Origin of the sequence: Klenkia brasiliensis (genome assembly GCF_900100695.1) — a bacterium.
GTDB classification, from domain to species: Bacteria; Actinomycetota; Actinomycetes; order Mycobacteriales; family Geodermatophilaceae; genus Klenkia; species Klenkia brasiliensis.
In genome coordinates, this window is the sequence record NZ_FNCF01000001.1 from 734,319 (window position 1) to 746,309 (window position 11,991).

Genomic DNA, 11,991 nt, shown 5'->3' on the forward strand with positions numbered 1-11,991 from the left:
TTGACCCGACGGTCAAAAAATCGACCGCATGACTTGCATGGAGCCCGTCGATGTCGCCGAAGCCCATCCCCTACTACTGGTCCAGCGTCGACTGGCCCCGGTTCGTCGCCGACTACCCCCCGCCGCCGCTGTTCGACCAGCAGATGGCGCGGACCTCCGACGACGAGCTGCACGAGCTGCAGGAGGCCCGCTTCCTGCAGCGGATGACCGAGGCCTGGGCCGTGCCCTTCTACCGGGACCGGTGGACGGCGGCGGGGATGGAGCCCGGCGACGTCCGCGGGCTGGACGACCTGGCCGCCATCCCGACCTTCACCAGCGAGGACCTCAAGCGCAGCGCCGAGGCCCTGCCGCCCTTCGGCACCCACCAGACCTTCGCCCTGGACGCCATGGCCACCCCGCTGAAGATCCAGTCCAGCGGCGGCACCTCCGGCCTGCCCCGGCCCACCCTCTTCGACCCGGTCGCCTGGGAGGTGCAGGCCGTCCAGTTCGCCCGTGCCTTCGTGGCCCAGGGCGGGGAGGTCGGCGACGTCCTGCAGATCACGCTGACCAACAGCCTGGCCAACACGGCCTGGTGCGCCTCGACCGCCGCGATGCACTGGAGCGGCATGGTGCCCCTGACCACGGGCTCGGGCGCGGTCACCAGCTCGGTGCGCCAGCTCGAGCTGGCCCGGGAGTGGGGCACCGCGGGCTGGGTGGCGTTCGGCGAGTACCTCAAGATCCTGGCCGAGACCGCGGAGAGCAACGGCATCGACCTGCGCCGCGACCTGCGCACCCGGTTCATCCACACCTACCTGGGCGTGGACACCGACGGCCACCTGCGCCGGCTGCTGGAGGAGGCCTGGGGCGTCCCGGTCTACGACAACTACGGGACCCACGAGGTGGGCCTGATCGGCTACGAGTGCCGCGCCCAGGACGGCCTGCACGTCAACGACGACACCGCCGTCCTGCAGATCGTGGACCGCGAGGGCGGCCGACCGCTGGCCGACGGCCAGGCGGGCAACATCGTGGTGACCAGCCTGCACCGGTCGGTGCCCCCGATCATCCGGTACGACCTCAAGGACCTCATGCACCGCTCGTCGCGGGCGGAGTGCGGCTGCGGGGCCCGCACCACCAAGCTGTCGGGGTTCCTCGGCCGCAGCGACGAGATGGTCAAGCTGCGCGCGACCAGCGTCTACCCGCGCGCCGCACAGGACACCGTGCAGGGCGACCCCCGATCGACCGGCGAGTTCCTCTGCGTCGTCGACCAGGTCGGCGAGGGCATCAGCGCCCGCGAGCGGATGACCGTGCGGGTGGAGGCCAAGCCCGGCGCCGACGGCACGGCCCTGCACGCGGACATGGTCACCCGGCTGAAGGTGCTGTTCGGGGTGGCCGTCGACGTCGAGGTCGTGCCCTCGGGCGCGCTCGCCCCGCTCACCGGCCTCGGCGGCGAGGGCAAGGTCAAGCGCCTGCTGGACCGGCGGTGAGCCCCGACCTCGCCGACTGGTTCTCCCTCGAGGGCCGGGTCACCGTGGTCACCGGCGCCTCGGCCGGCCTCGGGGTCGCCTTCGCCGAGACCTTCGCCCGCGCCGGCTCCGACGTGGTCGTCGCCGCGCGCCGGGCCGACCGGCTCGAGGGCACCGCCGAGGCGGTGCGGTCCCGTGGCCGCCGGGCCCTCGCCGTCCCCACGGACGTGGCCCGTCCCGAGGACTGCCAGCGCCTGGTGGACGCCGCGATGGCCGAGTTCGGGCGGGTCGACGTCCTGGTCAACAACGCCGGCACCGCCTCCGCCGTGCCGGCCACCCGGGAGACCCCCGAGCAGTTCCGCTCGGTCGTGGACGTCAACCTGCACGGCTCCTACTGGACGGCGCAGGCCTGCGCGCGGGTGATGGCCCCCGGCAGCGCGGTCATCAACATCTCCAGCGTCCTGGCGTTCACCACCGCCGGGCTCCCGCAGGCCGCCTACGCGGCCAGCAAGGCAGCCCTCGTCGGGCTCACCCGCGACCTCGCCCAGCAGTGGGGACGCCGCAAGGGCATCCGGGTGAACGCCCTGGCCCCGGGCTTCTTCGCCAGCGAGATGACCGGGTCCTACACCCCGGAGTACGTCGACGAGGTCCTCCGCCCCCGCATCCTGCTCGACCGCCCCGGTGCCGCCGAGGAGCTGGCGGCCACCGCCGTCTGGCTCGCCTCCCCGGCCGCCGGCTACGTGACCGGCCAGACCCTGCTCGTCGACGGCGGCCTGTCCGCCACCTGACCGCTGCCCGACGACACCGCCCCTCCCACCGAGATGAGACCCGCCATGCCCCTCGACCACGTCAACGGCATCAACATCGCCGTCCGCGACCTCCCCCGCTGGACCCGCCGCTACGAGCAGGTGCTCGGCGTCGACAGCACCCCCGTGGACGCCGACGGGTTCGCCTTCCCCGGGATGGAGGGCTCGTCCTTCGACCTGGGCGGGTTCTTCCTCAACCTGATCACCAGCGCCGACCCGACGACCTCGGTGGGCCGGTTCCTCGAGCGCAACGGGGACGGGTTCTTCCTGCTCTCCCTGGGGGTGGACGACGTGGACGCCGCCGGGCAGCGCCTCACCGACCAGGGCCTCAAGCCGCTGCTGGAGCACGCCAAGGAGGGCCCCGGCCACCCGCCGGTGAACTTCCTGCACCCCAAGGAGATGGCCGGCATCCAGATCGAGCTGATCCAGGTCGAGCGCGAGACCGCGCGGTAGGGTCCGATCCCGATGGCCAGGGGCGCGATGGTGCGGGACGAGGTCGTCCGCTCCGCCACCAGGCTGTTCAAGGAGCGCGGCATCCGCGGGGTGTCCCTGCAGGACATCGCCGACGAGGTCGGGCTCACCAAGGGCGCGCTGTACCACTACTTCAGCAACCGCGACGACCTGCTCCGGCAGGTCTTCGGCGACTGGATCACCCAGGAGTTCGAGAGCCTGCGCGAGCACACCTCCGGCTCGGGGGGCCCGACGGCCCAGCTGCGCGACTACGTGCGCTACCACGTCTCGTCGGTCACCCAGAACATCGACCTCTACAGCCTGTCCTTCTCCTCCGAGGCCGAGCTGCCCCCCGACGTCCGGGCCGAGTTCCGCCAGCTCAAGCGGCGCAGCGACTCGGTGCTCAAAGCCATCCTGCGCGAGGGCGTGGCCGCCGGGGACTTCGAGCCGCGCGACGAGAAGGTGATGGCCTTCGCCATCGACGGCATGTGCAACTGGCTGAGCCAGTGGTACGCCCCGGACGGCCCGAAGACGGCGGCGCAGATCGCCGACGACTTCGTCGAGCTCCTGCTGCGCGGCCTGGTGCGCCACGACGACGGCCCGACCGACTCCGGTCCCGCGCACGGCGCCGTGGCCACCGCCGAGTACCACGCCCGGGCGATCCGCTTCCACAGCGAGCGGCTCGAGCAGCTGCTGCCCACCCTGGCCGACCGGGGCGGCGCGGGGGCCTGACCGGCCCGCGTCAGAGCAGGGCGGGGTCCAGGTCCCGGCAGAGCAGCTCGCCCGCCGCGACCGGCGCCAGCCAGGCCGCCACCCGGGGCAACTCGTAGGCGAAGAAGTAGGCCGCCGCGGCTGTCCGCCCCCCGGCCTCGGGGTGGTCGGAGCCGGCCGCGGCCACCGCGAGGTCCAGGTGCACCCAGGCCAGCACGACGTGCCCGAACGCCTGCAGGTAGGGCGTGGCGTTGGCCAGCGCGGCCGAGGCGTCGTCGTCCCGCCAGACCGCGTCCGTCGCCGACAGCACGTCGCCCCACGACCGCTCCAGGTCCGCCGCCCACTCGCCCAGGCCCGCGCTCCGCGCCCGGGTCGCCGTGGCCGACAGCACCGCACCCAGTTCCCGCAGGCAGGCGCCGTCCCGCAGCCGCACCTTGCGGCCGAGCAGGTCCATCGCCTGGATGCCGTGCGTGCCCTCGTGGATCATGTTCAGCCGCTGGTCCCGCCAGAACTGCTCGACCGGGAAGTCGCGGGTGTAGCCGGCGCCCCCGAGCACCTGGATGGCCAGGCTGTTGCCCTCCAGGCACCACTCGCTCGGCCAGCTCTTCAGCACCGGGGTGAGCACCTCGAGCAGGGTGGCCGCCCGGGCGCGGGCCCCGTCGTCCCCGGTGCGCTGGTCGTCGAGCAGCCGGCCGACGTACAGGGCGAGCGCCAGCGCGCCCTCGGCGTAGGACTTCTGCGCCAGCAGCATCCGCACGACGTCGGTGTGCGCCACCAGCGGCACCTGCTCGCCGTCCCGCACGCCGCGCGGGCGGCCCTGGCGGCGGGTGCGGGCGTAGTCCAGGGAGACCGCGAACCCGGCGTAGCCCAGCGCCGCGGCCAGCAGCCCGATCTCGGCGCGCGCGGCGTTCATCATGTGGAACATCTGGGCCAGGCCCTGCCCGGGCGCCCCGACCAGGTGGCCCACGGCGGCGTCGAAGGACAGCGCGGTGTTCGGGATGCCGCGCATGCCCAGCTTGTGGTTGAGGCCGACGAGGTGGACGCCGTTGCGCTCCCCCAGCTCGCCGTCCGGCCCGACCCGCACCTTCGGGACGACGAACAGCGACAGCGCCCCGGTGCCGGTGGGCACCGTGCCGTCGTCGTCCGGGACCTTGGCGAGCACCAGGTGGACGATGTTGTCCGTCAGCGGGTGCTCGGCGCCGCTGATCCACATCTTGTCGCCGGTGATCCGGTACCGCGGCCCGAGCGGGTCGTCCGCGGAGCCGGTTCCGTCGGGCACGGCGCGGGTGGCGACGTCGGCCAGCGACGACCCGGCCTGGGACTCCGACAGCGCCATGGTCCCGGTCCAGCGGCCCTCGACCTGGGGGACGGCGAAGGCCCGGCGCTGGGCCGGGGAGCCGTGCTCGGCCAGCAGCGCGGCGTTGCCCTCGGTCAGCAGCATCGGCACCAGGTTCGGCCCGGCCGCCGAGAGCACGGCGCGCACCGCCATGTCCACCGTGCGGGGCAGCTGCAGGCCGCCGTCCGCGTGGTCGTGGCCGGCCCCGGCGATCCCCGCGGACCGGAAGGCCTCCCAGGCCCGGTGGGTGGCCGCGGGGAGCACGACCCCGCCGTCCGGGCCGATCCGCGGTTCCTCGGTGTCGCTGACCCGGTTGGCCGGCTCGAAGACCTCCTCGGCGAGCTGCGAGGCCATGGCGAGCAGCTCCCCGCAGGTCTCCACCGAGTGGTCGGCGAAGCGGGGCCGCTGCAGCAGCGACCCCAGCTCCAGCCACTCCACCAGCAGGAAGTCCAGCGTCCGGAGCAACCCGCGCTGCACCGCGGAGCCGCTCACGCCGGCGCGAAGCGGTAGCCCCCGCCGTCGCGGACGACCCGACCGGCGCTGCTGCCCGCGAAGTGCGTGCCCAGCACCAGCAGGTCGGTGTCGGCGGCGGACTCGACGAACTCGACCCGGCGGGCTGCGCTCTGGGCCCGGTCGAAGTCGCCGTGGCTGCTCCAGGTCGGCTCGGCGATCTGCACCGGGTGGTGGATGAAGTCGCCGGTGATGAACGCCCGCTCCCCCAGGGACTCCACCACGACGCTGTGGTGGGACTTCGTGTGCCCCGGGGTCGACACGTACCGGACCCCCTCGGTCACCACGGAGTCGGCCGGGACCAGGTCCAGCAGACCGGCGTCGACGACGGGCTGGATGGACTCGGCGAACACCAGCCGCGTCTGGTTGTGGATGTCGGGGTTCGCCCCCTCGTAGACGACCGCGCCGGCCAGGTCCTCGGAGATGTCGGCCTCCTCGGCGATGCCCCGGTGGTAGGCGAACTCGTCGGCGACGTAGACGTAGCGGGCGTTCGGGAACGTGGGCACCCAGCGCCCGCCCTCGTCGACGGTGTTCCACCCCACGTGGTCCAGGTGCATGTGCGTGCACAGGACGACGTCGACCTGCTCGCGGGTGTACCCGGCCTCCGCCAGCCGCTCGAGGAAGGGGTTGTCGAGCTTCCCCCAGGCCGGGATGAGCGGTGCGGACTTGCCGTTGCCGCAGCCGGTGTCGACCACGACGACGGCCGAGCCGGTGTCCACGACGTAGGAGTGCAGGCTCCAGATGGTCTGGCCGCCGGCGGTGGCGTAGTCCGGGTGCAGCCAGCCGATGCCCTGGACGACCTCCGGGGTGGCCTCGGCGATCAGCCCGTCGAGCACCCCGACCTCGACCGGCATCTCCAGCACCTGGGTGATCCGGATGTCGCCGACCGCCCAGCTGCGCATCGTGGTCTCCTCGGTGGTGGCGGCGTCAGACGGCACGGCCGGCCATCTCGCCCTCGTAGATCGCCTGGTCCACCTGGCGGGGGGCCGAGCAGTCACCGATCTGGCTGACCTCGAAGTGCTCGCGCAGGCCGGCGGCCAGGGAGGTCTCGGGGTCGCGCAGCATCACGGTGACGATCGAGTCGACGGGCAGCACCCGGTTCTGGAAGTCCCACACCCGGGTCAGCACGGCGCCGTCCTCGGTGACCGCGCCGACGATGTGCTGCGGGGTGAGGGTGACGCCCAGGGCGTGCAGCCGGGGGTAGAGGTGGCCGACGTCCAGGGTGAGCAGGATCTTCTCCCCCAGGTACATGCCGGCGGTGATGACCTCCACCTTCTTGCCCGCCTCCGCCAGGGTCTCGGCCAGGCCCAGCGCGGTGTACTCCCCGGTGTCGTCGACGACGAGCACCCGCTCGCCGCACAGCTCGGGGTTCGCCAGGGCCTGGATCGGGTCGAGCACCCGCACGTGCTCCAGGCCGGGGATGCCCGGGCGGAAGGCGGTCTTCGCGCTGAACCCGTCGGTCCGCCAGGTCGACCCGGTGGCGAGCACCACGTGGTCGGGCTCGAGTGCGCGGACGTCGTCCACGGTGGCGTCGGTGCCGAGCCGGACGTCGACGCCGTGCAGGGCGAGCTGGCGCTCCATGTCCTTGACCATGACGTTCCAGCGGCCCCGGGTGGCGATCTGCGCGGCGTAGCGGATCTGACCGCCGAGCCGGTCGTCGCGCTCGAGCAGGACCACCTCGTGCCCGCGGGAGGCGGCGACCTCCGCGGCCCGCATGCCGGCGGGGCCACCACCGACGACGACGACCTTCTTGGGCGCCGACGTCCGGCTGAAGGTGTCGATGCCGAGCAGCGCCTCCCGGCCGGCCGCCGGGTTCTGGGTGCACGTCAGGGACCAGCCCTGGGCCATCCGGTTGATGCAGCCCTGGTTGGCGCTGACGCAGTGCCGGATCTCCTGCTCCCGGCCGGACCGGGCCTTGCTGACCAGGTGCGGGTCGGCGATGTGCGCCCGGGTCATGGCGACCATGTCGGCGTGACCCTGCTCGATGATGTCGGCGGCGATCGAGAGGTCGGTGATGCCGTTGGCCGTGAGCACCGGCAGACCGTTGACCACCTTCTTGGCGCGGGCGGCGAGGTCGACCAGCCGGGCGCCGGGCATGCTCATCGGGGAGACGACCTGGTCGAAGGTCGAGGCGTTGCCGGCGCTGATGGAGAAGTAGTCGAACAAGCCGGAGTCGGCCAGGTACCGGGCGATCCGCTCGCCCTCCTCGGCGTCGATGCCGCCGGGCACGCCCTCGACCAGGGAGAGCCGGACGCCGATGGGGAAGTCGGGGCCGCACTCGTCGCGGACGGCCTGCGCGCACTCCAGCACGATGCGGCAGCGGTTCTCCGTGTTCCCGCCGTACTCGTCGGTGCGCAGGTTGGTCAGCGGGGACAGGAAGCTGCACAGCAGGTAGCCGTGGGCCGCGTGCACCTCGGCGCCGTCCAGGCCGGCGGTCTTGGCGTTGCGGGCGCTGCGGGCGAACCCGGACGCGAGCTCGGCGATGTCCTCCCGGGTCATCGGCTTGCCGATCTCGTTGTAGGTGAACGAGGGGATGCCGGAGGCGCTCCAGAGGGCGCGCCAGTTGTCCAGGAACATCGAGCTGTGGTCCTCGACGCCGAAGTGGGACAGGTCGATGAACACCTTGGCGCCGTGCCGGTGGACCGCCTCGGCGAGCCGCTCGTAGACCGGGATGACCGCCGGGTCCCACCCCTGGTGGGTGCGGGGCGCCAGGCCACGGCTGTTGGGCAGGACGGCCTGCGCCTCGGTGAGGATGAGGCCTGCGCCGCCCTTGGCGCGCTCCTCGTAGTAGTCGACGCTCTGCTGGGTCATCAGGTTGTCGACCGCGTACTGCAGGGCGTGGGCGGTGACCACGACGCGGTTCTTCAGCGTCACGGAGCCCACCTGCAGCGGCTCCCACAACGGCGCGTACTTCTCCATGTCCGACCTCCGCGGGCCGTCGGCCAGCCTCGTCGCTGATCCGACCTGTAGTTCAAGAAACCGACCACGCGGTCGGATGCCGTCACTGTTGTGGGCCCGCACACACTTGTCAAGGACGGCCGCAACCCCGGTCGGGCCCGACCGCGAGGTCGGCCACGTCCGCGGGCCCGCCCGCACCCCGTCGGATCCGGCTGTCCGTCGGCCGTCGGCCGTCGGCCGTCGGCTCAGTCTGCTTCGCCGACGTGCCCCCGCAGGAGGGCAGACACCCGTTGACGGGTGACGCCGTAGAGGGCTGCGATCTTGTTGATGCTCACGCCCTCCGCGGACAGGGCAGTCGCCTGCTCCCGACGCCACTGGCTCCCCGCGGTCGACAGCGACGCGATCGCGCTGCTGATCTGCTCGACGATCAGCGGCCGCTCCTCCGAGGAGACGATGTCGTACCAGTCGCGGCCGCTGCCGCGCTGCGACTGCAGGACGCGGGCCCGCTCCCGGGCCAGCGTGAGCTCCTCGACCACGTCGTCCAGCGCGTCGACCAGGGAGGCGAGGGCGTCGTCCGCCCCGCCTCCCAGCGGCGTTGACTGCACGCGCCCTCCGCTCGGCGACGACCTGGGAACGACGTCGACGCAACGCTACAGCGGACGACATGCCCGTTGCATGCAACGGCTATTGCGGCACGGAACCGGTTGTGCACACACTGGTGGCACACCGCATGACCCACCCGGTAGCCCCCCGGTCGTCAGCGGAACCCCAGCTGAGCGAGTCACCGATGTCCAGCTACACCGCAACCGCCGACCTGCGGCCGACGGCACGCAGTGTCGTGGCAGCGCGCCGCGCGGTCACCGAAATGTTGACCGCCTGGGGGGCACCCCACGACCTGGGCGACGTCGAGCTCCTCGTCAGCGAACTCGTCGCCAACGTCGTCGACCACGCGGGAGACGAGTCGGTGCTCACGGTCGAGGTCAGCCTCGCGGACACCTGGCTGCGCATCGCCGTCGTCGACGGGTCGGCGATCCGGCCCGTCGTGCATGAGCTCGACCACACCGCCGCCCGCGGCCGTGGGATGCAGATCGTCGAGGCCGTGGCCGACCGGTGGGGAGCCGACGAGCACCACGGCGGCAAGCGGGTGTGGGTCGAGCTGGACGCACCGCAGGTGTAGCCGGGACGCCGCCGGGGAGGTCGAGCCCGTCGCGCGGAGCGGAGGGCGAGGGATTCGAACCCTCGAGGAGCGTGAACCCCTAGCAGTTTTCAAGACTGCCGCCATCGGCCACTAGGCGAGCCCTCCTGGCCGACCGAGCCTAGCCCGCCGCCTGACCTGCACCCGACCGTCGTCGCGGTGTCGATCTCCCGTCACCCGCGGGCGCTGTCCTGGGCACCATGCGCGTGGCCCTGGTCTCGGAGACCTTCACCCCCGCGGTCAACGGCGTCGTCACCTCGGTGCTGCGGGCCGCCGACCACCTGGCCCTGCGCGGCCACGAACCCGTGGTGGTTGCGCCGTCCGGCGCCGACTACGAGAGCCGCTGCGGCGCGGTGGTGCCGGTGCACGCGGTGCGGTCGGTCCGGCTGCCGCGCTACCGGGAGCTGCCGCTGGCCGCACCCACCGGCGAGGTGGGCGACCTGCTCGACGAGCTGCGCCCGGACGTCGTCCACCTGGCCTCCCCCGCCGTCCTCGGCTCCACCGCGGCGCGGGCGGCCCAGCAGCGCGGCATCCCGGCCGTCGCGGTGTTCCAGACCGACCTCGCCGCCTACGCCGGCCGCTACCGGCTGCCCGGCGGCTCGGCGACGACGTGGCGGTGGCTGCGCACGCTGCACGAGCGGACGGCGCTGACCCTGGTGCCCTCCACCACCACCATGGCCCAGCTGCGCCGGCACGGGATCGGCCCGCTGGCGCTGTGGGCGCGGGGCGTGGACCTGCAGCAGTTCTCCCCCACCCGGCGCTCGGACGCCGTCCGGACCGCGCTGGCACCGGACGGCGAGCTGCTGGTCGGCACGGTCGCCCGGCTGGCCGTGGAGAAGCGGCTGCACCTGCTGGCCCCGCTCTCCGAGCTGCCGGGGGTCCGCCTGGTCGTGGTGGGCGACGGCCCACAGCGGCGCGCCCTGCAGCGGGTGCTGCCGCGCGCGGTGTTCACCGGCCGGGTGGTCGGCGAGGAGCTGGGCGACCTGGTGTCCTCGCTGGACCTGCTGGTGCACCCCGGCGCCGACGAGACGTTCTGCCAGGCCGTGCAGGAGGCCCTGGCCGCGGGCGTGCCGGCGCTGGTCGCGGCGTCCGGTGGGCCGCTGGACCTGGTCCGGCACGGCGAGAACGGCTGGCTGTGGGCCGGCGACGACCCGTGGGTGCTCGCCGCGCAGGTCGCGGGGCTGCGCGACGACCGGCTGGCCCTGCGCGCGGCGGCCGGGCGGGCGCGGGCCTCGGTGGCGCACCGCACCTGGGGACGACTGGGCGACGAGCTGATCGGCCACTACGAAGGGGTCCTCGGCGGGGCGTCGGTCCACCGCCTCGCTTCCTGAACCCGCCGACGACGACGGCCCCGCCCCCCGGGATGGGGGACGGGGCCGTCGGTCAGGCCGTACGGGTCAGGCGTTGCTGCGGCGACGAGCCCCGACCAGCAGGCCGGCACCGGTCAGCAGGACCAGCCCGCCACCGACCGCGACCGGGACGGCGTCGAAGCCGGTGTTCGCCAGGGTCGGCACGACGGTGGCCTGGCCGCCCGAGACGGTCACCGTGATGACCAGGTTGCGCACGCTGCCGTCGGCGGCGATGCCGGTGGCGACCAGGTGGTGGGTGCCGTTGGCCAGGGTGGCCGGGATGGTCACGCCGGCGGTGAAGGTGCCGTCGTCGGCGACGACGACCGAGCCGAGGTCGACCGCGGCCGAGAAGACGGTCAGGCGCACCGTGGTGCCGGGGAAGAAGCCGTCACCCTTGAGCACGAGCTGCTGGCCGGCGGTCACCGCGGTGATGGGGCCGGACGGGCCGGTGATGTCGCCGTCGTCCTTGGTCGGGACGGCGGTCGGGGCCGCGACGGCCGGGACCTTCGCCGAGGTGACGAAGGCGTCGCCGCCGGTGTAGCCGGCCTCGTCGTAGGCCAGGACGTAGACGTCGTAGGCGTAGCCGTCCGGGACCGGGAAGGTGCACGCCGTGGTCGGGGCCTCGGTGGAGCAGCCGATGCCGCCGCCCTCGCCGTCGACCTGCGAGATGTAGACCTCGTAGCCGGACACGGCGTAGGTGCCGCCGGGGGCCGGGGCGTCCCAGTCCACGGTGAGCGAAGAGCCGCCGGGCACGGCGGTCAGGTTGGTCGGGGCGCCGACCGGCACGACCAGGTCGAGGGCGGTGCCGGCGCTGCGGTCGGCGCCGTCGACGTTGCGGACCTGGACGCCCTGCGGGGCGCTGTCGGCCTCCACGTCGCCGTAGGCGACGGTCTCGTCGTCGGTGTCGAGGGTCGCGTCGACGTAGGTCCAGGTGGAGCCGTTGTCGAGGCTGTACTCGAGGTCGGACGAGGAGGCACCCTCGACGGTCAGCAGGATGTAGCCGTCGCCGACGAAGTACTCGCCGCCGGTCGGCGCGAGGACGACGGCCGGGAGGACCTCGTCCTCGGCCGCGGCGGTCGGGTCGGCGGTCGGCTCGGCGACCGGCGAGGTCGTCACGGCCGGGGGCGTGGTGTCGCCCTCCTCGGCCAGGGCGACGCCGGGCAGCGCGGCGGTGGACAGACCGACGAGAGCAGCGGCAGCCAAGCCGAGCACGCGGCGGGACACGATGGACGATCGCATGAGGGTCGACTCCCCGTTGGGCACCCGGTGCGCCGGGCTCGTGCGCGGGTGCCCC

11 protein-coding genes and 1 tRNA gene are annotated in these 11,991 nt (G+C 73.5%); 6 read left to right on the top strand and 6 right to left on the bottom strand.

Going from position 1 to position 11,991, the window contains the following annotated elements:
- The first annotated feature begins 50 nt into the window (after window positions 1–50).
- Genes BLT39_RS22875 through BLT39_RS03630 form a run of 4 tightly spaced genes read left to right on the top strand, consistent with a single transcriptional unit; the run spans window position 51 to window position 3,430 of the window.
- Complete coding sequence (locus BLT39_RS22875; protein WP_091058641.1) at window positions 51–1,463, top strand: phenylacetate--CoA ligase family protein; 1,413 nt, start codon at window positions 51–53, stop codon at window positions 1,461–1,463.
- A complete protein-coding gene (locus BLT39_RS22880) occupies window positions 1,460–2,230 on the top strand; it encodes an SDR family NAD(P)-dependent oxidoreductase (RefSeq protein WP_091058644.1) in 771 nt (256 codons plus the stop codon). The genes BLT39_RS22875 and BLT39_RS22880 overlap by 4 nt, the downstream gene beginning before the upstream one ends.
- Window positions 2,231–2,275: 45 nt before the next feature.
- Window positions 2,276–2,701: a VOC family protein gene (locus BLT39_RS03625; protein WP_165640126.1), complete on the top strand. Its 426-nt coding sequence runs from the start codon at window positions 2,276–2,278 to the stop codon at window positions 2,699–2,701.
- Window positions 2,702–2,713: 12 nt separating this feature from the next.
- Entirely contained in the window at window positions 2,714–3,430 is a 717-nt protein-coding gene (locus tag BLT39_RS03630; protein ID WP_091058650.1) for a TetR/AcrR family transcriptional regulator, read from the top strand.
- Between the two features lie 10 nt (window positions 3,431–3,440).
- On the opposite strand, the gene BLT39_RS03635 is transcribed toward BLT39_RS03630, so the two are convergent.
- From BLT39_RS03635 to BLT39_RS03650, 4 genes are all read right to left on the bottom strand, one after another.
- Window positions 3,441–5,237: an acyl-CoA dehydrogenase gene (locus BLT39_RS03635; protein WP_242658128.1), complete on the bottom strand. Its 1,797-nt coding sequence runs from the start codon at window positions 5,235–5,237 to the stop codon at window positions 3,441–3,443.
- Entirely contained in the window at window positions 5,234–6,193 is a 960-nt protein-coding gene (locus BLT39_RS03640) for an MBL fold metallo-hydrolase (RefSeq protein ID WP_091058653.1), read from the bottom strand. Before BLT39_RS03640 ends, BLT39_RS03635 begins: the two co-directional genes overlap by 4 nt.
- Window positions 6,183–8,174, bottom strand: coding sequence for an oxidoreductase (locus tag BLT39_RS03645; protein ID WP_091058656.1), 1,992 nt, complete (start codon window positions 8,172–8,174; stop codon window positions 6,183–6,185). The genes BLT39_RS03640 and BLT39_RS03645 overlap by 11 nt, the downstream gene beginning before the upstream one ends.
- 224 nt (window positions 8,175–8,398) lie before the next feature.
- Entirely contained in the window at window positions 8,399–8,758 is a 360-nt protein-coding gene (locus tag BLT39_RS03650; RefSeq protein WP_091058659.1) for a hypothetical protein, read from the bottom strand.
- 260 nt (window positions 8,759–9,018) lie between these two features.
- On the opposite strand from BLT39_RS03650, the gene BLT39_RS03655 reads away from it, so the two are divergent.
- Window positions 9,019–9,330: an ATP-binding protein gene (locus tag BLT39_RS03655; protein ID WP_242658129.1), complete on the top strand. Its 312-nt coding sequence runs from the start codon at window positions 9,019–9,021 to the stop codon at window positions 9,328–9,330.
- 39 nt (window positions 9,331–9,369) lie between these two features.
- Here the strand turns inward: BLT39_RS03655 and BLT39_RS03660 are convergent.
- A tRNA-Ser gene (locus tag BLT39_RS03660) sits at window positions 9,370–9,456 on the bottom strand.
- Window positions 9,457–9,548: 92 nt separating this feature from the next.
- Between BLT39_RS03660 and BLT39_RS03665 the strand changes: the two genes are divergently transcribed.
- On the top strand, window positions 9,549–10,679 hold the full coding sequence (locus BLT39_RS03665) for a glycosyltransferase family 4 protein (RefSeq protein ID WP_091058665.1): 1,131 nt from the start codon (window positions 9,549–9,551) through the stop codon (window positions 10,677–10,679).
- 66 nt (window positions 10,680–10,745) lie between these two features.
- Here BLT39_RS03665 and BLT39_RS21760 read toward each other — a convergent pair whose 3' ends face one another.
- Window positions 10,746–11,936, bottom strand: a complete 1,191-nt coding sequence (locus BLT39_RS21760; RefSeq protein WP_131801402.1) for a fibronectin type III domain-containing protein — start codon at window positions 11,934–11,936, stop codon at window positions 10,746–10,748.
- Between the last annotated feature and the right edge of the window lie 55 nt (window positions 11,937–11,991).

What these genes read in the sequence shown, in the direction of transcription:
- BLT39_RS03625 (WP_165640126.1), top strand. Translation starts at nt 2,276, where the DNA reads ATGCCCCTCGACCACGTCAACGGCATCAACATCGCCGTCCGCGACCTC.
- BLT39_RS03630 (WP_091058650.1), top strand. Translation starts at nt 2,714, where the DNA reads ATGGCCAGGGGCGCGATGGTGCGGGACGAGGTCGTCCGCTCCGCCACC.
- BLT39_RS22875 (WP_091058641.1), top strand. Translation starts at nt 51, where the DNA reads ATGTCGCCGAAGCCCATCCCCTACTACTGGTCCAGCGTCGACTGGCCC.
- BLT39_RS03665 (WP_091058665.1), top strand. Translation starts at nt 9,549, where the DNA reads ATGCGCGTGGCCCTGGTCTCGGAGACCTTCACCCCCGCGGTCAACGGC.
- BLT39_RS03645 (WP_091058656.1), bottom strand. Translation starts at nt 8,174, where the DNA reads ATGGAGAAGTACGCGCCGTTGTGGGAGCCGCTGCAGGTGGGCTCCGTG.
- BLT39_RS21760 (WP_131801402.1), bottom strand. Translation starts at nt 11,936, where the DNA reads ATGCGATCGTCCATCGTGTCCCGCCGCGTGCTCGGCTTGGCTGCCGCT.
- BLT39_RS03655 (WP_242658129.1), top strand. Translation starts at nt 9,019, where the DNA reads ATGTTGACCGCCTGGGGGGCACCCCACGACCTGGGCGACGTCGAGCTC.